Raw genomic sequence first — 22,121 nt, 5'->3', positions numbered from 1 at the left:
AACAAAATTTCAGGGATGAGCATTTTACAAAAAGCTAAAAATTATGTTGAAATCTTATTCAAAGATAAGTTATCTTCAGTATATTTTTATCATAATTTTATCCATACTGCCTATACAGTTAATAAGGCTGAGGAAATCATGAAAAATACTCCTGTTTCTGAGGAAGATCAGGAGAAGGTACTCGTAGCATTATGGTTTCATGATACGGGGTATATAGAATGTGCCCTGAACCATGAGGAAAGAAGTGTGGAGGTGATGAAAGCCTTTTTACATCAGGAAAATTATCCTGAAAACTATATTGCAGACGTTGAAAAACTGATTCTGGCTACCAAAATTCATTATGAACCTCAGAATTTACTGGAAAAAATTGTAAAGGATGCTGATTTCAGCCATTTTGCAGGTCATGATTACAGTGATATTTCCGATGCTTTGAGAAAAGAATGGGAACTGACGAATGTAAGATGTTTTTCCAATGAAGAATGGAATGCCGGAAATCTGGATATGCTGAAGAACAAGCATACTTTTTATACGGATTATGCCAAGGAAAACTGGGAGCCTCTGAAAAAGAAAAATATCAAAAAAATCGAAAAGAAGCTGGAAAAAGAAGAAGAGAAGAAAGAAAGTAAAAAGGAGGTTTCAGAAGGTAAAAAAGAAAAGGAAAAATCGGACAGAAGTGTAGATACCTTATTCAGGGTGACCCTTAATAATCATACGAGACTGAGTGATATTGCAGACAGTAAAGCCAATATTCTTTTATCTGTAAATGCCATTATTATTTCAGTATGTCTTTCTGTATTGGTTCCGAAGCTTGATGCTCCTAAAAATTCACATCTGATTCTTCCAAGTTTCATATTATTGCTGTCAAGTGTACTGACGATTATATTTGCGATTCTTTCCACAAAACCGAATGTCACCAAATCAACATTTACTTCTCAGGATATTGCCAACAGAAAAGTAAACCTATTGTTCTTCGGAAACTTTCACCAGATGTTGTTTGACGATTATAACAATGCCATGAAAGACCTTATTAAAGACAGGGATTATATCTATGATTCTATGGTGAAGGATCTGTATTATCTCGGGAAAGTTCTTAACAGGAAATACAGGCTTTTATCCATTACCTATAAGATCTTTATGGCTGGAATTATTATTTCCGTTTTATCTTTCGGAGCTGCATTTCTTAGTCTTTAATTAATAAACATACACAAATGATCGTCAGACAGCGTACGAATTGGCTGAAAATGTTATTTATATGGAGAGGATCCGTATTAAAGAAAATTGTTGTTCAGCTTACCATTATCACGCTGTTTTCCCTGGCTATTTATTTTTTCAAAGGAAAAATCTTTGACTATAAACTGCATCTTAATCCTACCATTTTTACCTTGATAGGACTGGCACTTGCCATATTTATGGGATTCTGTAATTCTGCAAGCTATGACCGTTTCTGGGAAGGCCGGAAACTCTGGGGATTACTGGTCATTGAAACCAGATCCCTTACAAGACAGATCCTATCGCTGGTAAACGATTCTTCGCCTGAAGCTAAAGAGGAAAAAGAGAGAATCATTAAGCTGATTTCTGCATTTTCCTGGTCACTGAATTTTCAATTGAGAGATAAATCTGGTACAGAACATCTTGAGAGACTGCTTTCACCGGAACAATTGGAACAGGTGAAGAATAAGAAATTTATTCCCAATATTATTTTAGGTTTTATTGCAGACTGGCTCAAAGAACAGAATAAAAAAGGAAATATAGATACCATTGTTATGACTTCTATGGATCATCAGCTGAATCAGTTTTCTAATATTTCCGGCGGATGTGAGAGGATTTACAATACACCATTACCTTTTGCTTACAGCGTTTTGCTGCATCGTACTGTTTATTTATATTGTTTCTGGCTTCCTTTCGGGCTGGTAGATACGTTGGGATGGATGATGCCATTGATCGTTCTGCTGATCAGTTATACCTTTATTGCTCTTGATGCCATTATTCAGGAGATTGGTGAACCTTTTGGCGAAGAGGAAAATGACCTTGCCCTGAACAGCATCTGCCGTACGATTGAGTTTTCTATTTTTGAACAGGCAGGAATTCCTCAAGGGGAGTTGAAGAAACCGGATACTTATTTTGTGGATTAGTTTTCTATTCCTCCGGAAGTGTAAAAGATACCCTCAGCGCCAGCAATCCCGTGATTCCCTGCAGATCCTCTACTCTTAAAAATTCTACGTCATGCTGCAAAACCCCTTTTTTCTGGAGTTTGGAAATATAATCTAAATATTCCTTCTGATTTTCCATTCCGAAATAGACAATAGTGATTTTTCCGGGAGCGGTGATACGTTCTGAAGAATCTTTCACATGGGCTTTATCCAGGCGCTTTTTGATAATCTCGTAATAGGAATTGTAGGCTCCGTCTACATCAAAACGTTTTTCATCCATTCTGAAACGGATGTCTATTTTTTCATTATATACGAAAATCAGTGAAGCAATATCAAGTGGTACCGGAAGATACTTTTTGAACGACTGAAATTCAAGTTCCATTTTACAGATGGTTTTCAATTGCCAGTATCTCAGTTTGTGGACTACTTTTGAAGTATAGTGCAGCTCAGGAGCGATGGTAGAACCAATATACAGATTGTGTTCCACACCGTCAGATTTAAACCTTTCATAATAATGCGGAAAAATTTCCTGCGCTTTTACCTGGCTTTCATCCAGCATATCTGCCAGTTTCCGGTTAACAAGCGTGATAGAATCATCAAGGTTTTTTCTGTGATGATAAAACAGATCCGTAGAAGTAAAGATGTGGGAGAAATAGTCTTTGATCTTTGCTTTTATTTCCCTGGACGTTTTAATTTCCAGTTTTCCCTGTAAAAAAGGATGAATTTCTTCTCTTAACAATCTCTGAAAACGCTGTTCCGTATCCGCTTTGATCTCATTGTTGATCTCATTTTCAAAGACATCCAGTGCCAGTATAAATTTTTCGGAATCCGAGTTGGTGAGTGTCAGAATTTCATTCAACCATTCAATCTGCTGGTTGAGATCCTGCAGCATCAGATTAAAACGCTTTTCAGAAGAAGAACGGATATCCGAAACCCCAAACAACGGGGTAAGATTTTTGAATGCAATCTGTTTTAAAGTATATATCTTTTTTCCGAGTGACGCCGTAAAATATTTCTCAGCTTCATTTCTGAACTTCCAGACCACACTGTCGTGGATCGTGGTATATTCGCGCTGGATAATGGCTTCTATCTGATAGTTTTTCTCAAAGTAAAACCTGTTCAGAGAGAAGAGAACCATATCAGTGAAAAACTCCAGTTTTTTAAGTTTTAAGCCATTAAAACTTCCGGCGATAGGAGAGGTGAATTCCATGATCGCAAGGAGTTCACCGTCTTTCATGATAGGAATTACCATGAAGCTGTTCACATTATTATCCTTTAAAATACTGAAGGAAGGAAGCAGCTTGACATTCTCTTCCAGGTTGTTTACATTGGAAACAACGACAGGCTTTGAATTATGATTTAAATTATTAAAAGTACTCTTGCGGGTTTCTTCATCAAATGCATTGATCCAGAAATCCAGGATATGGTTGGTAAGAAGACTCTCATAGATCGGGAGCTTATCCAGTTTCTGTTCCTTTTTGTTGAACGTCATCAGTCCGAAGCTCAATTCTGGAACATCAAAATAAGATTTGAAAATTTCAGTTAGATTTTCATTGGGATTCATATTTTCCGGATCAATTTCAATCATGCTTGATTTCAGATCGGAAAGGGCCACTTCAGAGGTACAGTCTACCAGTGAAATAATGGTAAATCCTTTCAGTATCCACGATTGTGAAGGGAAATACTTTTTCCAGAGTTTAAAATCATCAAGATTTTCCAAAAGCATATCCAGAATATCATCAGATGGAATTTTGGCATCTTCTGTAGGAGTAATTTCCGTAAAATCTGAATTGACCGTAATTTTATAATGCTTCATGATTCCCTGCTTATTCGGAATGTCATAATAAAACGGAAGTGTACTTTTAATATCTTTTTTGAAATAGCTCTGAAGAATCAGACAGCAGCAAAATACATAGAATTCGTTATCTGAAATATTCCTGAGTTCTATTTCGAAATCTTTTCCTGCATCTTTCAGAATATCTTTAAATCTTTCGGTATAGTTAAAGGTAATGTTGGAAAGCGGAATACTTGCCGCTTTTATTTCGTTTCTGGTGAGGCCTGTCGGGAAAAGGTCTGCAAGAAGCAGCCTGATGAGGTCTTCGTATTTTTCAAGAAGGGCTGTATCCTGGAAACCTTCTCTAAGGTCTTTAAAATTTCGGGTGCTCTCTAGTAATGACTCTGCATAATTGACCCTGTATTCCAGTCTGTCATTATACCGGATATGTTCCAGAACATCCAAATATTTTTTGAATGATATATAAACCTGAAAGGGAGAGTCTTTTTTATAGAGATTAGCCAAGAGCTGAAAAATTTAAAGTAAAGTTATGAAAAAAGCAGAATATTGATCGTGTGGAATTTTTATTTTATTGTATATAATTTGCAGGTGCTTTGGGAAACTCTGCAAGGTATTTTATAATTCCTTACTGTTTTTTATATAGACAGATTATAGATTTATTGATAAATAAAAATTAAAGTTTTTGGGATGAGATGTTCATTATTTGAAGGATAATAAAAAAGCACAACCGACGAGTTGTGCTTTTTATATCTTAAAATTCAGATTTTACAATCCGAACATTCTTGCAAATAGATCCGGGAAAACTCCAAGGATGATGATCAGGGCAATAACAATTACTGCAATGATATTGTATGTAAGAGTTACTTTTTCTGATGATTTGAATGTTGATTCTTTAAAGAAGAACATTGCGATAATCAGTCTTAAATAGTAAGCAATGGATAGAGCAGAACCTAACACAGCTACCAATACTAAGAAAGCTGCACCGTTCATAGCCTGGGAGAATAAAGCAAATTTCCCCATGAAACCAGCTGTTAACGGAACTCCTGCCATTGAAAGCATAGAGATCGTTGCGGCTGTTGCCAATAAAGGTTCTGTCTTCGCCAATCCTTTGAAGGCTCCGAAAGAAGTTTCTCTCTTTAATTTCTCTACCCAGATCAGACACATGAAAACTCCTACTGTAGATAAAGAATAAGCAAACAGATAGAAGGCAAGGTTATAAGTAGAAAGGCTTGTCATTCCGAAGAATACCAATCCGATATATCCTGCGTGAGATACTGAAGAGTATGCCAGCATTCTTTTTGCGTTCGTCTGAGCAAGACCCATAACGTTTGCTAAAAGTAATGTAATGATTAAGAATACGCCTAAAACATTAATCCACTCATGAGTTACTCCAGCGAAACCAAGCGTCATCAATCTGAACAGGGCAAAGAATCCTGAGATTTTTACCACACTCGCCATGAAAGCTGTGATTAATGAAGGAGAACCTGCATATACATCAGGGCTCCACATGTGGAAAGGTGCTAAAGCTACTTTGAATGCCAATGCACAAAGAATCAGTAATACTCCTAAGATGAACATTACATTCCCTGAATTAGCTACTCCAAAATCATGAATCTTGTAAAGATCAAAACTTCCTGCACTTCCATAGATGAACGCAATCCCGAACAGTAAGAAACCTGTTGCGAATGCACCCATAAGGAAATATTTAATAGAAGCTTCGTTGGATCTCAGATCAGTTTTATTAGCTCCAGCCATTACATATAATGGAATAGAAAGGATCTCAACTCCTAAGAACATCGTCACCAGGTTCTGGTATCCGAAAAGGATGATCCCTCCACATAATGCGAATAGCATCAATGCATATAATTCTGACTGGTGGCTTCTGTGGTTGCTGAAAGCAAAACCGCCCAGGAAGAATAACAATAAAGTTGTTACGATTGATATTTTAGTGAATAATGCGGTATTGTCACTGTACTCATACATATGCTTGTAATGGTCGAAGAACGAACATTCCGGCATAAAACTTACGTACAATGCGATGATTAATCCCAAAATCCCAATGTATCTTGCGAATTTTCCTTGTTCAAAAACTCCTGAAAATAACGCAATAACTGCCGTTAGGAAAACAATAATTAAAACACTCATTTCTTAAAATATCAAATTAACTTACCATTGATTGGTAGATAAACTTCACCGAACTACTCACCATGTCGATTACCGGTTGTGGGAAAATACCTAGTAAAATCACAAAAACCGCTAAACTTGCCAATACAGAAAATTCTATGCCTGATAAATCTTTTGCTGTACTTAAAACGGCTTCATCTCCTTCTCCAAACATTGCTTTTCCGTAGAATCTTAATAAATACACTGCACAAAGAATTACCGTAAGACCAGCAATTACTGCTGCTGTTCCGTTAAAATCATAAACTGATTTCAACAAAATAAATTCCCCGATGAATCCATTAGTTAATGGAACTCCCATTGAACCTAGTATAATGATCAGGAACAACACCGCAAACTTAGGCGCTACTTTAGCTAAACCACCCATTTGTCTGATGTCTCTTGATTTAAATCTCTTATATAAAATATCACAACAGTAGAATAATCCTACTACGTTGATACCGTGAGCAAATGTCTGTACCAAAGCTCCTTCAGCTCCTTCTACATTGAAAGTTCCTCTTAAAGTAACTACTGCTGAAGCGAAGATCCCTGCTACCATCAATCCTACGTGAGAGAAAGATGAATACGCTATGATTCTCTTCATATCCGTCTGGATAATAGCGATCAAAGCTCCGTGAACAATTCCCACAATAGCAAGAATAATTACGATTTGTCCTGAAATTCCGGCAATCGGAAGTGGAGTGATTGGAAGTAAATAACGCATTACACCGTATACTGCCATCTTCAGCATGATCCCTGATAATAACATGGATCCCTGAGTAGGAGAGTAGGTATACGTGTCAGGCTGCCAGGTATGGAAAGGGAATACCGGTAATTTCACTGCAAAAGCAAAGAAAATAAACCAGAATACCACAGTCTGCTGTACTTCATTCAGCTGAGCATTATATAAATCTGTTAAAGCGAATGATGCAGAGTGGTTGTACACATAGATCAATCCTGCTAACATAAATAATGATCCCACGAATGTATAGACGAAGAATTTCGTAGTGAATTCAAACCTTTTATTCTCTTGTCCCCAAAGTCCGGCAATGAACCAAATTGGAATCAAAGTTACTTCCCAGAAAATGTAGAATAACAATCCGTCTAAAGAAGTGAACACTCCTACAAGACCAAACTGCATCAACAGAATCAGTCCGTAGAATGTATTTCTGTAGTTTACATTTTCATTGAAAGATGATAAAATAATGATTGGAGCCAGAATATTGGTCAGTAATAAAAGAAGCATGCTCATCCCATCGATACCGAAGTGAAGAGAGCTCTTCATAAATTGTGACCATGGATAATTGATCTCATGCTGCAATACGCTGTCTACTGTCGGAGTAAAATCAAAATCCGAAAGTACGTAGAACGTAAGGAGCATTTGTACCAATGCAATTCCAAGCGCCAAATATTTGCTGGAATTATTCTTCCAGGCAAAAACTAATCCCGAACCTACTAGAGGTAATAGTAATAATGTTAATAACAAACAAGACATTATTATTGTAATAAAAAGTTAACAATTAATATAATTCCCACCGCTAAAGACATGATAAGGATATATGTCTCTACATTTCCGTTCTGTACACGCTTCATAGCTTTTCCGCTGTCTTCAGCACCATCACCTACAAAGTTTACAAAACGGTCTAAGATACCCTTATCAAACATTTTTCCTCCGCGTCCTAATCCTTCAACAGTTTTTACAATCAATGCGTTGTAAAGTTCGTCAACGTATAATTTCTTAGCAGAAAGTTTTTCCCATCCAGTGTAACTTTCCTCTGCGACAGCCATCTTTTTCTTACTTACATAAGTATTTCTAACGATGAACCATACAGTGAAGAACATCAAGACTGTGGCTGCTAATAAGATCATTTCAGTATTGAAAGGTACTCCTGAAAGAGTAGCTTCCATCTGGCTGTAGCTTTGTTCCGTAAGAACCGGCTTTAACCATTCCATCAGTTTGGCATAATGCCCGTGACCGATGAAGTGTGGCAGGTTGATAAAACCTCCGATTACAGAAAGAATTGCCAATACGATCAATGGTAATGTCATATTAGACGGGCTTTCATGTAAGTGGTGTTTTTGTTCTTCTGTACCTCTGAATTCTCCGTGGAATGTCAGGTAGTATAGTCTGAACATATACGTTGCAGTCATTGCCGCTAAAACAAATAAGATTACCCAGTAAACAGGGTTTTTAGCGAAAGCTGCTACTAAAATTTCGTCTTTAGAGATCATCCCCGATAATAAAGGGAAACCTGAGATGGCTAATGTTCCGATCAGGAATGTAGCGTGCGTAAGAGGAATATATTTTTTAAGACCTCCCATGAAACGCATATCCTGTTCGTTGCTCATCGCGTGAATTACAGAACCTGCACCTAAGAATAATAACGCTTTAAAGAATGCGTGTGTCATTACGTGGAACATTGCTGTTGTATAGGCACCAAGACCTAAAGCGATGAACATAAATCCAAGCTGTGAAACTGTAGAATAAGCCAACACTTTTTTGATATCGTTTTGACGTAGTGCATAGAACCCTGCCAAAGCAGCAGTTAAGAACCCGATGAATAAAATTCCTCCCTGTACAGTTGGTGCTAAAGTAAATAAGAAATTGGATCTTACTACCAAATAGATACCTGCTGTTACCATCGTTGCCGCGTGGATCAACGCTGATACAGGAGTTGGTCCCGCCATCGCATCCGGTAACCATGTATATAATGGAACCTGAGCCGATTTACCGGTAGCACCGATGAATAAACTCGCTGTGATAAAGATAATCACTGTTCCGTCTAATTCAAATTTTGAAGCATTTTCTGCTACAGAAAGGTAATCTACGGCATTGGTTTGAGAAGCGATCATGAAGATACCGATCAATAACGCAAGGTCACCAATTCTGTTCATGATGAAAGCTTTTCTTGCTGCTTTACCATATTCTTCGTTGGTATACCAGAATCCGATCAACAGATAAGAACAAAGACCTACACCTTCCCATCCAATAAACAGGATAAGGTAGTTGCTTCCCATTACTAAAAGTAACATCGAGAAGATGAAAAGATTCAGGTAAGTAAAAAACTTGTAGAATCCTTTATCATGACTCATATATCCGATAGAGTATAAGTGGATCAGTGAACCGATACCCGTAATGATCATTACCATCATTAAAGAAAGCTGATCAATCTGGAATCCAAAATTAATCTGAACTCCGTTTACTCTAAACCATTCAAAAGCTTTTACAATGACAGGCTGGCTTTCAGAATTGAAATTCATGAAAAGGCTTACTGCAATACAGAAAGATCCGAAAACTACAGCAGTAGCCAGAGATCCTACCAATATTTTTGGAAGATTTTTTCCGAACAGCCCGTTAATAAGAAACCCTAAAAGTGGTAAAAGTACTATTGCATATACTAGATTCTCCATTCTTATCCTCTTAATTTATTAAATATACTCACATCTACAGAACGGGTGTTTCTATATAGCATAGCAATAATTGCCAGACCTACTGCTACTTCAGCCGCTGCTACCACCATAATGAAGAAAACTAAAAGTTGTCCGTCGCCGTTGCCTTTATACGCTGAAAAAGCTGCCAATAAAAGGTTTACAGAATTCAGCATAAGCTCTACACAGCCCAGAATCACAATAGCATTTTTTCTAAGCAATACTCCCATTACTCCCAGACAGAATAATACTGATGAAAGAATGATGAAGTAGTCCAAAGGGATGCTTTGTATAAATGTATTTACTTCTCCCATAATTTTATAAATCTTTTTTACCGATTAATACCGCGCCTACAATACCTGCCAGAATTAGGATGGAAGCAAGCTCAAACGGTAAAACATATTCATTAAACAAAAGTCTACCCAGATTTTTGGTAAGACCAACCCCTCTGTCTACATTTTCAACAACAATGTGGTGGTCCTGAATTCCTCTGAATACTCCTAAAACTCCAATTAATAAAAGACATGCAGTAAAAACTCCAACAAATTTTAAAGTATTGTTCTTCTTACTTTCGTCTTGTTTATTAAGGTTAAGCATCATTAAGATGTAAAGGAAAAGGACCATGATGGCACCTGCGTAAACAATAATCTGGATAATTGCAAGGAACTGTGCATTGAGAAGAATGTACATTCCGGCAATTGAAAACATCGTAACAATTAATGACAAAATAGCATAAAGAGGATTTCTTGCAAATACAAAGTAAACTGCACTTGCCACAGCTAAAAACGCCACCAAGAAAAATAAAAACTGATCCATTATTTTACCGCATTTTTTTGTTTCTCGGATTGTCTTGTGGTGATATCAATCCTTTCATTTATTTTTTCAACTAATTTATCTTTTCCGTAAATGAAAGAACCTCTGTTGGTTTCTACGTCTACCAATCTGTCAGTAAGATAGATGGCAGATTTAGGACAAGCTTCTTCACACATACCACAGAAAATACATCTTAGCATATTGATTTCATATACTGAAGCGTATTTCTCTTCTCTGTAAAGATGTTTTTCCTCTTTAGTTCTTTCAGCAGCAGTCATTGTAATGGCTTCTGCAGGACAAGCTACCGCACAAAGTCCGCAAGCTGTACATCTTTCTCTGCCTTCTTCGTCTCTTTTCAAAACGTGCTGGCCTCTCCAGATGGTGGTTCTTGGCTTCTGTACTTCCGGATACGAATATACTGCGGGAGCACCCTTTATCACGGTTCTTACAGCATGCTTAAATGTAATCCCCATCCCTGTAAAGATGGCAGGAAGGTAGATTTTTTCAGCAAGGGTCATTTCTTTATTGGAAACAACTTTTGATCTGTTTGTAAGTTTCATTTAATTATAGATATTAGATGTTAGACACCAGATTTTAGACTAATCTTGTCTGTTATCTTAATTTTTAATATTCAATATTTACACAAACCTAACAGGTTTCAAAAACCTGTTAGGTTTAGATAATTTAATTTCCAAACGCTAAAATTACAGCACCTGTAATTAATAGGTTTACCAATGCCATCGGGATTAATGTTTTCCATCCTAAGTGCATTAGCTGGTCATATCTGAATCTTGGAAGTGTCCATCTGATCCACATGAAGATCAGAATTCCGATTACTGTTTTCGTAAGGAATGCTACGATACTTAAAATCCCTGCAGCATTTTCTCCCCAGTTCTGAGTTACCCATTCAATACCAGGATAGTTATAACCTCCGAAGAAAAGAACTACCATGAATGCATTGGAAATAAACATGTTCACGTATTCTCCGAACATATATAATCCTAATTTCATGGAAGAGTATTCTGTAGAGTATCCTGTTACCAATTCAGATTCACACTCAGGTAAATCGAACGGGTGTCTGTTGGTTTCTGCCAAAGCAGCTACAAAGAAAACAAGGAATGCAATCGGCTGGTAGAAAATATTCCAGTTCAATCCTGAAACCCATGGAATAACGCCCCATAATTTTCCGGTAGTCTGACTTTCAGTGATTTCTTTTAAATCCAAACTTCCAGACATCATAATGATAGAAAGAAGCGCTAATCCCATTGCCAATTCATAAGAAATCATCTGAGAAGAAGCACGGATAGCACCTAGTAATGAATATTTGTTGTTCGAAGCCCAACCTCCGATCATAATTCCGTAAACCCCGATGGAAGCCATACCTATGATGAAAAGTACACCAACATCGATGTTTGCTACCTGAAGATCAAAAGAAGTACCTGCAATATTTAAACTCTTACCCCAAGGAATCACAGCTCCTGTGATCAATGAAATAAACATTACCAGCGCTGGTCCTAATACGAAAAGGAATTTTTCTGCATTGGCAGGCGTAAAGTCTTCTTTGAAGAAAAACTTTCCACCGTCAGCAAGAGGCTGCAGCAATCCGAAAGGTCCGGCTCTGTTGGGACCAATTCTATCCTGCATAATAGAGGCAACTTTTCTTTCTGCCCAGGTAGAGTAGGCTGCAATCGTAAGTGACAGCAGAAAAAGTGCTAGTACAAGTATAAGTTTAAATGTAAGTAAATCCATTTTTATTTAGATATTAAGATGTCAGATGCTAGATGTCAGATTTAATTTGCTGACTGAAGTCTGGTATCTGAAATCTGATGTCTTATTAATTATTTTTCGTCTTTTTCACTGATTTCTTTAGCCATCGGATTATCTAAAACTCTTAGCTCATCTTTAGGCTTTTCGTAGTGGTTCAATGAAATTACAGAATGTCTGTCGATATGTCTAGGACCTTCGATATTCCAGTCTGATAAAGATTTTCTTTCGAAACGGCATGTATCACAGATGAATTCTTCTACTTCACCCCACTGGTCTTTTCTGGCAGTAACTCTCACAATTTCGTCACCTTTCATCCATACTACAGCTTTTCCTGAACATTTATCACATTTGCATGAAGCGTTCATTGGTTTTGTAAACCATACTCTGCTTGCAAAACGGGCTGTTCTGTCTGTTAATGCTCCTACAGGACAAACATCGATAACGTTTCCGATGAAGTCATTGTCTAAAGCTTTATTTAAATACGTTGAAATTTCAGCGTGATCTCCTCTGAAAAGGATACCGTGTTCTCTTGTTTCTGTAAGCTGGTTGGCTGTCAATACGCATCTTGCGCAAAGAATACAACGGTTCATATTTAATTTGATGTTCGGTCCAAGATCATCAGCTTCGTAAGTATTTCTTTCGAATTCTGTTCTTGTATTTTCAACACCATGTTCATATCCTAAGTCCTGAAGATGACATTCTCCTGCCTGGTCACAGATAGGGCAGTCCAGCGGGTGATTTACCAATAGGAATTCGGTAACGGCTTTTCTTCCTTCCTGAGCTTTCTCAGAAGTAAGATTTTTTACTTCCATACCGTCCATTACATTAGTTCTGCAGCTTGCTACTAATTTTGGCATAGGACGAGGATCTGCTTCAGATCCTTTAGAAACTTCTACAAGACAAGTTCTACATCTTCCTCCACTGGTTTCCAACTTGCTGTAGTAGCACATTGCAGGAGGTACAGATTTACCACCAATTTGTCTTGCAGCTTCCAGAATAGAAGTACCAGGCAAAACTTCGGTAGTTTGTCCGTCTATAGTTATTTTGAATTTTTTAACTTCTTCGCTCATATGATATGCTTTAAGCTTTATGCGTTAAGCAATAGGCTTTGTTATTTATATTTCTTTGTATTAAATGTATATCCAATTCCTCCAAGGACCTGTCCGAAAACAAAATCCTGGCGTGCTTTGTCCGGTTTGTTATTTAATGTAGTTTTAATATCCCACATATTGATATAACCGGCTTTTCCTTCTAATCTCAGCATCCAGTTTTTCCAGAATACAAGGTTAAGACTGGATCTGATATCGGTTCCCATCCCTGCAACGTGGAAACGGTCACTTCTTTCGTTGCCAAAAAGTTTTACATTACTTTTCGGAAACATAAATCCGATTCCGGCTCCATAAGACCATACTAAATCTATATTTTTCTTATGAACAAGATTTTTGTATTTCTCAAGACCTAAGTTTTCATAGTTAAGCCCGTCTGTATGTTCGAAAGTAAGGAACTTCTCATCTGCAAGATTAACCTGCCCGTTCTGAACCATTGCTGCATACTCAGGATCTGAAATATGACCTTTGAAACCTACAGTCTGGTTCTGATCCATTACATATTTCATATGGTCGATCCCTAATACCAATGCTAAATTGTCTTTAATAAAATATCCTATTCTGAAATTATACTGTGTTACAGTAAACCAGCTTGGATCAAAATAGACAATTCCAAATTTTGTAGGCCTGTCCTGTGCCTTTACATTATTCAGCTGAAAATCGTATCCGTTTCCGGTAAAGTGAATGTCAGAATTGCTGTAAGCTGCTCTGTTCCAACCATAAAATACGAAAACCTGACCTTTTTTGCTCAATGGTAAAGGTTTTTCCTTTCTCTCAGCTTTAATCTGCTCTTTCTCACTTACTAAATATGACAAATCCTCTTCAACAGATCTGTTATAATTTGCAGTATCAGTTTTTTTATTCTGTGCAAATACAAAATTCGACATCATTAAGCCGACCACCAATAATTTTTTCATCTTTTACTTATGCGTTCTTTTCAACAGCCGGGATAGGGTCAGCATAATGTGCCAATCCATAATTTTGTGTCTGAGACAACTCTGGGTTTTTTACGTGCCACTCAAATTCATCTCTGAAGTGACGGATCGCTGCTGCAACTGGCCAAGCTGCGGCATCACCCAACGGACAAATCGTATTTCCTTCGATTTTTCTCTGGATATCCCAAAGCAGATCGATATCTTCCATTTTTCCTTCTCCTTTCTCGATTTTCTTTAAAATCTTGTACATCCATCCCGTTCCTTCACGGCAAGGCGTACATTGTCCGCAGCTTTCGTGATTGTAGAATCTTGCCAATGTCATGGTATGTTCTACAATACACTGGTCTTCATCCAAAACGATGAAACCTCCTGAACCCATCATGGTTCCGGTAGCAAAACCACCATCTGCCAATGATTCATAGTTCATATATCTTGGCTCTCCGTTCACGGTTCTTAACAATAAGTTAGCAGGAACAATCGGAACAGAACTTCCTCCAGGAATACAAGCCTTTAATTTTTTACCATCTTTAATACCACCGCAATATTCATCAGAATAGATGAATTCCTCTACAGTGATCGTCATATCGATTTCGTATACACCCGGTTTGTTGATGTTTCCACAAGCAGAAATCAATTTCGTACCTGTAGATCTTCCCACCCCGATTTTAGCATATTCAGCACCTGTAATATCAATGATCGGAACCACTGCCGCAATAGACTCAACGTTGTTTACCACCGTTGGTCTCTCCCAAAGGCCTTTTACAGCCGGGAATGGCGGTTTTAATCTTGGGTTACCTCTTTTTCCTTCAAGGGATTCAAGCAATGCAGTTTCTTCACCACAAATGTATGCTCCACCACCTCTCTGTACGTAGATTTCAAGATCGAAACCGGTTCCTAAAATATTTTTACCTAAAAATCCTGCTGCTTTAGCTTCTTCAATAGCTTCTTCAAGGATATCCGGAATCCACGAATATTCTCCACGGATGTAGATATAAGAAGTATTGGAACCTAAACAGTAAGAAGAAATCAGCATTCCCTCGATCAATAAATGAGGAAGGAACTCCATCAGATATCTGTCCTTGAACGTTCCGGGTTCAGATTCATCCGCATTCACAACAAGGTGTCTTGGAACACCTTCAGGCTTTGCCAGAAAGCTCCATTTCATTCCTGTTGGGAATCCAGCTCCACCACGACCTCTTAATCCTGAAGCTTTTACTTCTTCAAGAATTTCGTCAGGAGTCATTTTCAAGGCTTTTTCAGCGGCTGTGTAACCTCCCTGTTTACGGTAAGTTTCAAAGTAGCGAATACCTTCTATATGTGCGTCTTTAAGTAAAAGTTTTTTACTCATTGTTATTTGCTTATTGCAATAGGCTTTTGGCTTCTTGCATTAATTATGATTAAACGTTAAGTGAATAATTTAAAATCTAAAATCTAGAATTTAAAATTTCTATTAGTCTAAAGCAACTTGTCCTTGTCTGCAAAGATCAAGGATTTCATCTACTTTTTCTATCGTTAAATTTTCATGAAAGAATTTTCCTAGCTGCATCATAGGTGCATATCCGCATGCTCCAAGACATTCAGCAGGCTTTAAAGTGAACATACCGTCTTCAGTAGTTTCCCCATCCTTAATGTTCAGTTTGGTTCTGATATGATCAAGGATTTTTTCGCTTCCACAAACCATACAAGGTCCTGTTCTGCAAACTTCCAATACATATTTACCTACCGGCTTCATATTAAACATGGTATAGAAAGTAGCCACTTCATATACTTCGATCGGTTGGATACTTAATAGTCCGGCAACATAATCCATCACAGGAACATCTAACCATCCTCCGAATTCTTTTTGTGCCAGGTGAAGTACAGGAAGAAGAGCAGATTTCTGTCTTCCTTCAGGATATCTTGCGATAATTTTGTGTACCTGTGCTAAACTTTCCGGTTTAAAAGCTATTGTTTCGCTCATTTTTGAAATTTTAGATTTTAGATTTTAAATTCTAAATGAATAACGGTCTAAAATCAATTTATAATTTATAATTCAAAATTTATAATTCCAGTTATGCGTCTAATTCTCCCGCAATAATATTCATACTACACATCGTTACAATGGCATCTGAAATTACAGAACCTGTAATCATTTCAGGGTAGGCCTGATAGTAGATGAAGCATGGTCTTCTGAAGTGAAGTCTGTAAGGGCTTCTTCCTCCGTCACTCACAAGATAGAAACCTAATTCTCCGTTTCCACCTTCCACAGCATGGTAAACTTCTCCTTTCGGTACATCAGTTTCTCCCATTACAATTTTGAAATGGTAGATTAATGCTTCCATTTTCTGATATACATCGGCCTTTTCAGGAAGATAGAAATCAGGAACATCCGCATGGAATGGTCCTTCCGGAAGATTTTCGTATGCTTGTTTGATAATTTTGATTGATTCCCAGATTTCCTGCTGACGAACCATGAAACGGTCGTAAGTGTCTCCTGAAGTTCCAACAGGAATAATGAAGTCGAAATCCTGGTATGAGGAATAAGGCTGTGCAACTCTTACATCGTAATCTACCCCTGCCGCACGTAAGTTCGGACCTGTAAAACCATAGCTTAATGCTCTTTCGGCAGAAATAGCTCCTGTACCGATGGTTCTGTCCATGAAAATCCTGTTTCTTTCTAATAAAGTACAGAATTCTTTGAATCTTGGCGGGAATGTTTTTAAGAAATCCTTGATCAGCTCATGGAATTTAGGAGTGAAATCTCTTTCAAAACCTCCGATTCTTCCCATATTGGTAGTCATTCTGGCTCCGCAGATCTGTTCGTACATATCATAAATACGTTCTCTTTCGATGAACATATAAGTAAGACCTGTAATAGCTCCTGAGTCCATCCCGGTTACCCCGTTACAGATCAGGTGGTCACCGATTCTCGCAAGCTCCATCAGGATAACACGCATATAGTCTACACGTTTTGGAACTTCTACGCCAATCAGTTTTTCTACTGTCATGTGCCAGCCTAAGTTATTGATCGGTGCAGAACAGTAATTCATACGGTCCGTAAGGGTCGTGATCTGAGAATAGTTTCTTCTTTCGGAAATCTTCTCAAATGCTCTGTGGATATATCCTACAGTTTGCTCAGCATGAAGGATTCTTTCTCCGTCCATCGTTAAGATATTCTGGAAAATCCCGTGAGTAGCAGGGTGGGTAGGTCCCAGATTCAGGGTATACAATTGTCCGTCAATCTGTTCCTTACTTTCGTACTGGTTTAGTATATTAGATAATGAGTTATCTTTCATAATTGAAATGCTTTAGGCTATAGGCTCTAGGCTTTAAGCTTATTGCTTGCTGCTTACTGCTTATTGCATTATTTTTTATCTTCCGAACATGCTATCGTTCTTGTCGGTTCTTGTACCGTCTTCAAGGCGATATTCCTTCAACATTGGGTGGTATCCCAGGTCTTCCATATTCAGGATAGGTCTCAGATCCGGGTGTCCTTTAAATTTAATCCCATAAAAATCAAACGTTTCTCTTTCCATCCAGTTAGCTCCTACATACAGATCCACAAGAGAGTCTACTTCAATATTTTCTCTGGACATGAAGATTTTCAGACGTAATCTGAAATTGGCCATCATATTATGCAAATGGTATACAACGCCAATTTCCTTTTCAGGGAATTCAGGATAGTGAATACCGCAGATATCCGTAAGGAAATTAAATTCCAGAGATGAATCTTTAAGATAATGAATGATTTTCTTAATATCTTCTTTCTTCACTTCAATCGTCAGCATCCCATAAGGTTCTGAACTTGAAATAACAGATTCCGGAAATTCTCTTGTGATTGCTTCTAATACAAATTCGTTTGTCATTTCCGTTTAGTTGCTTATGTTGTAAGAATCTAATAATTTCTGATATTCAGGCATGTCTCTTCTTCTGATGCTTTCGCTTTCTGCAAGAGCCTGTACCTGCATTACACCTTCAATGATCTGCTCAGGTCTTGGAGGGCATCCCGGAACGTAAACGTCTACCGGAATAATTTTATCAATTCCCTGAAGCACAGAATACGTATCAAAAATACCACCGCTGGAAGCACAAGCTCCAACTGCTACCACCCATTTTGGCTCAGCCATCTGAGTGTACACTTCTTTCAGGACAGGTCCCAATTTCTTTGATATAGTTCCGCAAACCATCAGCATATCTGCCTGTCTTGGAGAGAAAGAGTTTCTTTCCATACCAAATCTTGAAGCATCATATGTCGGGTTCAGGGTAGCCATAAACTCGATACCACAACAAGAGGTTGCAAATGGTAACGGCCAAAGTGAAAACTTTCTTGCCATCCCGATTACACTGCTCAGTTTTGTTGCGAAAAACCCTTCTCCTTCATAGCCTTCGGGAGCAGGTGCATCTGTTCTTATTACTGGTTTTTTATCTGACATCTTGTAGATGATTTTAGATTTTAAATTTTAGATTTTAAATTAATTCTTAATGGCATAACTTAAAATCACCATCTAAAATGTTTAATTAAAATTTATAATTACTTTATTTATCCCAATCCAGCGCACCGCGTTTCCAGACATAGAAAAACGCTACGAAGAATATCGCAACGAATGTAAGTACGGCAAGGAATCCTTCCATACCGAATTCTCTGAAGTTGACAGCATAAGGATAAAAGAATACGATTTCAATATCGAATAGTACGAACAATACCGCAGTCAGGAAGTACTTGATAGAAAACGGTGTTCTGGCGTTTCCTTCTACAGGAACCCCACATTCCCAGCTTTGGTTTTTTACAGAGTTTCCTTTTTTCTGCTGTGGCCCCAAGAAATGTGCCCCAAGCAAAGAAACCGCTACAAATCCTACTGCTACACCAGCCTGGATAAGGATTGGAATATAACTTTCAGGTAAATTCATTTTTGCATTATTATCTCAATTTGCAAATTTAGCGAATAAACAAGAAAGCATGAAATTTATCAGCTTAAAAGTAGGATGAAAATGAGTTAAACCGGTAATTTAGAATCAATAAAAATTAGCTTTTTATGATTATTTTTTTGGTGTGTTTTTCCCCATTTTTTGTAGTAACTGTGGAAAGACGGACTCTCTTTCCCTGCATTTGGAATATTTTGAATTCATTTAATACCGGAAAGAGCTTACATGACAAACCAGTGCTGTTGCTGTTTTATGGTCTTATTTCTTCATTTTTTTCAGAAGAGTATAAGCCATAAAAGAAATGTAACCAAAAAGAATACTCGCAAAAAGAATATTGATTACGGTGTTTGTTTTGTCATCCGGTGACTGAAATAAAAAATTGTAAATAATAAATCCGGCAATTAAAATAGCAAATATGATAAGCTGTGGTTTCATAAAATTCAAAGTTTAGGTGATAAATTTACATCGTACAAAATACGGTATCAATTATTTGATTTCCATTGAATAGGTTCTTCTTCTTTTATGATTCACCGGATCGTAATCCTGCCATAGCAGCTGAATGCTTTTGTTTTCTTCCAGCTCCGGATTGGTTTCAAGGTATTTTACTCCCTTTTTTCTGAAAATATCCCAGATTTCTTTGAAAATAATGGAAGTGACCCCTCTTCTCTGATAATCAGGGTGAATACCGATCAGGTAAAAATTGGCTCTGTCATTTTTCTTTCCTGCCTGTAAAAAATGCCACCAGCCGAATGGAAGTAGTTTTCCGCCGGACTTCTGCAGCGCCTTGGAATAAGAAGGCATTGTAATGGCGAATGAGATCAGATTATTCTGTTCATCAGCAATACAAACAATGAAATCTTTATCAATAAGTTTGAAATATTTCTCTTTGTAGGTTTTGCGCTGTTCATCCGAAATCGGAGTGTAAGTAGAAAGATGTTTATAAGTCTCATCCAGAAGATCAAACATAGGATCCACATACTGAATAATCTCTTCTTTCGTTTTGAATTTTAAAACTTTCAGTTTGTACTTTTCAGAAATAAGCTGATTAAATTTATGAATTTTATCCGGTAACGTTTCAGGGAAAATGATTTCAAATTCTACCCATTCTTTTTCTTTGGTTAAACCCAGGTTTTCAAGATGCTGAGGATAATACGCATGGTTGTAAATTCCAATCATGGTCGCAAGCTGGTCGAAACCTTTTACCAGCATCCCGGCTTTGTCAAGATTGGTGAAGCCCATAGGCCCTTCAATTTTGTCAATACTTTTTTCTTTAGCGTAATCAACTGCTTTTTGAATCAATGCTTTTGAAACTTCAGCATCATCAATAAAGTCGATCCATCCGAAACGAACTTTTTTAATTCCTAATTCTCTCTCTTCCTTATGATTAATCAGAACGGCAATTCTTCCAACGATCTTATCATTTTTATAAGCCAGATATTGTTTTGCCTCAGAATATTGAAGCGCAGGATTTTCATCAGCATTCCAGATGTTGATTTCGTCATTGATAAAAGACGGAACATAGTAGGGATTGTTTTTATACAAATCCATCGGGAACTTTACGAATTGCTTGAGCTGACCCGCTGTTTTTACTTCAATAATTGAAACTGTAGACATGTTTTTTGAGAGGAATTAAAGGACAAATATAAATAATAATATCGTATACTTTGGCACAGTTTTTATTTGATTATGGGTAAAATTAAACACAAAATTTATATAAAATGGTGGGTTATTATATCATTATTGGTATTTCAATGTTGGTGAGCTGGTGGGTTTCGTCCAGATTGAAATCGAAATTTGAATATTATTCCAATGTACACCTTCGAAATGGCCTTTCAGGCAAAGAAGTAGCGGAAAAGATGTTGAGAGATAACGGGATAAATGATGTTCAGGTAATATCAGTACCCGGACAGTTGACGGACCACTATAATCCGGCAGATAAAACAGTGAACCTTTCGGAAGGAGTTTATATGCAGAGAAATGCAGCGGCAGCGGCAGTAGCAGCTCACGAGTGCGGACATGCAGTGCAGCATGCGGTAGGATATTCTATGCTGAATTTACGTTCAAAGCTGGTTCCTATTGTAAATATAAGTTCTAATCTGATGCAGTTTGTCCTTATTGCGGGTATCGCAGTAATGGCGGCATCGAGAACAATTGAAAATCCAAATGGAAATACAACTGTTCTTGCCATCGGAGTAGCAATGTTTGCGATGACCACTCTTTTTGCTTTTGTAACGCTTCCCGTGGAATACGATGCGAGTAACAGAGCGATGAAGTGGCTTAAAGATACGGGAACGGTAACTGCAGAAGAATTTGTTGGAGTACAGGACAGCCTGAAATGGGCCGCAAGAACTTATGTGGTGGCAGCCTTAGGCTCTCTGGCACAACTTCTTTACTGGGCATCTTTGCTTCTTGGTGGAAGGAGGGATTAGTCATTAAATTCAAATGAAACATATTGCATCTCGGAAAACTTTTCTGAGATGCTTTCTTTTTGTGCCAGTTTCAGTGAGGCGGTAAGAATACAGTTTTCATTCGCATCGAAGTTCAAAACTTTAGCATCAAATTTTGAAAGCAGGGTGAAAATCGTGTTCTGCTGATTGAAGTTGAACCTGATCTCTACTTCTGTTTCCAGTTCTCTGGTAATGATGTTGGCTTCTTCCAATGTGATCTTTGCCGATTCTTTATAGGTTTTTACCAATCCTGAAACCCCTAATTTGGTTCCCCCGTAATAACGGACAACAATGACAAGCACATTCGTGATTTCATTAGCCAGAAGCTGGTTGTAGATTGGCAAACCTGCACTTCCGGAAGGCTCACCATCATCATTGGCACGGTAATTTTCACCATTTAATCCCATTCTGAAGGCATAGCAGTGATGAGTAGCTTTCGGATGTTCTTCTCTGATTTTTTCCAGCGCACTCTTTAATTCTTTTTCATTGGTTACCGGGAAAGCAAATCCGATGAACTTGCTCCCTTTTTCTTTTAAAAGAGTATTTTCTATGGGTTTTTCTATGGTTTTGTATTCAAACGTCATTGGAGGTTCCTGCTTTGTTTATGCAAAAATATT

At 37.7% G+C, this 22,121-nt stretch carries 22 protein-coding genes; 3 read left to right on the top strand and 19 right to left on the bottom strand.

What is annotated here, in order from left to right; all coding sequences use genetic code 11:
* Positions 1–15: 15 nt before the first annotated feature.
* Both AC5YGI_RS12345 and AC5YGI_RS12340 read left to right on the top strand, forming a co-directional pair.
* On the top strand, positions 16–1,191 hold the full coding sequence (locus AC5YGI_RS12345) for a Pycsar system effector family protein (RefSeq protein ID WP_330745265.1): 1,176 nt from the start codon (positions 16–18) through the stop codon (positions 1,189–1,191).
* Positions 1,192–1,208: 17 nt separating this feature from the next.
* The gene (locus tag AC5YGI_RS12340; RefSeq protein ID WP_496168495.1) at positions 1,209–2,132 is read left to right on the top strand and encodes a bestrophin family protein; all 924 of its coding nucleotides are present in this window, start codon (positions 1,209–1,211) and stop codon (positions 2,130–2,132) included.
* A gap of 4 nt (positions 2,133–2,136) precedes the next feature.
* Here AC5YGI_RS12340 and AC5YGI_RS12335 read toward each other — a convergent pair whose 3' ends face one another.
* The 18 genes from AC5YGI_RS12335 to AC5YGI_RS12250 form a co-directional block, all read right to left on the bottom strand.
* The gene (locus tag AC5YGI_RS12335; RefSeq protein WP_496168494.1) at positions 2,137–4,449 is read right to left on the bottom strand and encodes a GAF domain-containing protein; all 2,313 of its coding nucleotides are present in this window, start codon (positions 4,447–4,449) and stop codon (positions 2,137–2,139) included.
* A 261-nt stretch (positions 4,450–4,710) separates the two neighbouring features.
* Entirely contained in the window at positions 4,711–6,090 is a 1,380-nt protein-coding gene (locus tag AC5YGI_RS12330) for an NADH-quinone oxidoreductase subunit N (RefSeq protein ID WP_330745268.1), read from the bottom strand.
* Positions 6,091–6,106: 16 nt separating this feature from the next.
* Complete coding sequence (locus AC5YGI_RS12325; RefSeq protein WP_330745269.1) at positions 6,107–7,600, bottom strand: complex I subunit 4 family protein; 1,494 nt, start codon at positions 7,598–7,600, stop codon at positions 6,107–6,109.
* Between the two features lie 2 nt (positions 7,601–7,602).
* Complete coding sequence (gene nuoL, locus AC5YGI_RS12320; RefSeq protein WP_227942373.1) at positions 7,603–9,516, bottom strand: NADH-quinone oxidoreductase subunit L; 1,914 nt, start codon at positions 9,514–9,516, stop codon at positions 7,603–7,605.
* Between the two features lie 2 nt (positions 9,517–9,518).
* On the bottom strand, positions 9,519–9,848 hold the full coding sequence (gene nuoK, locus AC5YGI_RS12315; protein WP_002983557.1) for an NADH-quinone oxidoreductase subunit NuoK: 330 nt from the start codon (positions 9,846–9,848) through the stop codon (positions 9,519–9,521).
* A gap of 4 nt (positions 9,849–9,852) precedes the next feature.
* Positions 9,853–10,350 (bottom strand): NADH-quinone oxidoreductase subunit J family protein, encoded by a 498-nt coding sequence (locus AC5YGI_RS12310; protein ID WP_202843683.1) that lies wholly within the window; start codon positions 10,348–10,350, stop codon positions 9,853–9,855.
* Positions 10,350–10,907 (bottom strand): NuoI/complex I 23 kDa subunit family protein, encoded by a 558-nt coding sequence (locus AC5YGI_RS12305; RefSeq protein WP_002983553.1) that lies wholly within the window; start codon positions 10,905–10,907, stop codon positions 10,350–10,352. The genes AC5YGI_RS12310 and AC5YGI_RS12305 overlap by 1 nt, the downstream gene beginning before the upstream one ends.
* 124 nt (positions 10,908–11,031) lie before the next feature.
* Positions 11,032–12,096 carry an NADH-quinone oxidoreductase subunit NuoH gene (gene nuoH, locus AC5YGI_RS12300; protein ID WP_202843681.1) on the bottom strand — a complete coding sequence of 355 codons (1,065 nt, stop codon included), beginning with the start codon at positions 12,094–12,096 and terminating at the stop codon, positions 11,032–11,034.
* 89 nt (positions 12,097–12,185) lie between these two features.
* Positions 12,186–13,184 (bottom strand): NADH-quinone oxidoreductase subunit G, encoded by a 999-nt coding sequence (locus AC5YGI_RS12295; protein WP_062675587.1) that lies wholly within the window; start codon positions 13,182–13,184, stop codon positions 12,186–12,188.
* A 41-nt stretch (positions 13,185–13,225) separates the two neighbouring features.
* Complete coding sequence (locus AC5YGI_RS12290) at positions 13,226–14,137, bottom strand: hypothetical protein (protein WP_117753116.1); 912 nt, start codon at positions 14,135–14,137, stop codon at positions 13,226–13,228.
* 7 nt (positions 14,138–14,144) lie between these two features.
* On the bottom strand, positions 14,145–15,503 hold the full coding sequence (nuoF, locus tag AC5YGI_RS12285) for an NADH-quinone oxidoreductase subunit NuoF (protein ID WP_089697000.1): 1,359 nt from the start codon (positions 15,501–15,503) through the stop codon (positions 14,145–14,147).
* 102 nt (positions 15,504–15,605) lie between these two features.
* Positions 15,606–16,115: an NADH-quinone oxidoreductase subunit NuoE family protein gene (locus tag AC5YGI_RS12280; RefSeq protein WP_062675585.1), complete on the bottom strand. Its 510-nt coding sequence runs from the start codon at positions 16,113–16,115 to the stop codon at positions 15,606–15,608.
* Between the two features lie 91 nt (positions 16,116–16,206).
* On the bottom strand, positions 16,207–17,430 hold the full coding sequence (gene nuoD / locus AC5YGI_RS12275) for an NADH dehydrogenase (quinone) subunit D (RefSeq protein WP_065400512.1): 1,224 nt from the start codon (positions 17,428–17,430) through the stop codon (positions 16,207–16,209).
* A 75-nt stretch (positions 17,431–17,505) separates the two neighbouring features.
* The gene (locus tag AC5YGI_RS12270; RefSeq protein WP_110009632.1) at positions 17,506–18,000 is read right to left on the bottom strand and encodes an NADH-quinone oxidoreductase subunit C; all 495 of its coding nucleotides are present in this window, start codon (positions 17,998–18,000) and stop codon (positions 17,506–17,508) included.
* A gap of 6 nt (positions 18,001–18,006) precedes the next feature.
* Positions 18,007–18,567 (bottom strand): NADH-quinone oxidoreductase subunit B, encoded by a 561-nt coding sequence (locus AC5YGI_RS12265; protein WP_002983540.1) that lies wholly within the window; start codon positions 18,565–18,567, stop codon positions 18,007–18,009.
* Between the two features lie 103 nt (positions 18,568–18,670).
* A complete protein-coding gene (locus AC5YGI_RS12260; protein ID WP_034693436.1) occupies positions 18,671–19,042 on the bottom strand; it encodes an NADH-quinone oxidoreductase subunit A in 372 nt (123 codons plus the stop codon).
* 273 nt (positions 19,043–19,315) lie between these two features.
* On the bottom strand, positions 19,316–19,492 hold the full coding sequence (locus AC5YGI_RS12255) for a hypothetical protein (protein ID WP_330745270.1): 177 nt from the start codon (positions 19,490–19,492) through the stop codon (positions 19,316–19,318).
* A 51-nt stretch (positions 19,493–19,543) separates the two neighbouring features.
* Positions 19,544–20,671 carry a GNAT family N-acetyltransferase gene (locus tag AC5YGI_RS12250; protein WP_330745271.1) on the bottom strand — a complete coding sequence of 376 codons (1,128 nt, stop codon included), beginning with the start codon at positions 20,669–20,671 and terminating at the stop codon, positions 19,544–19,546.
* 104 nt (positions 20,672–20,775) lie between these two features.
* On the opposite strand from AC5YGI_RS12250, the gene AC5YGI_RS12245 reads away from it, so the two are divergent.
* A complete protein-coding gene (locus AC5YGI_RS12245) occupies positions 20,776–21,486 on the top strand; it encodes a zinc metallopeptidase (protein ID WP_171006330.1) in 711 nt (236 codons plus the stop codon).
* On the opposite strand, the gene AC5YGI_RS12240 is transcribed toward AC5YGI_RS12245, so the two are convergent.
* Entirely contained in the window at positions 21,483–22,088 is a 606-nt protein-coding gene (locus AC5YGI_RS12240) for an IMPACT family protein (RefSeq protein ID WP_496168492.1), read from the bottom strand. The genes AC5YGI_RS12245 and AC5YGI_RS12240 overlap by 4 nt on opposite strands.
* Positions 22,089–22,121 lie beyond the last annotated feature (33 nt).

It is taken from the genome of Chryseobacterium sp. CS3K3.1 (assembly GCF_059515165.1).
The sequence above is the reverse complement of the archived record's forward strand: the minus strand, read 5'-3'. Positions and strand labels throughout refer to the sequence as shown.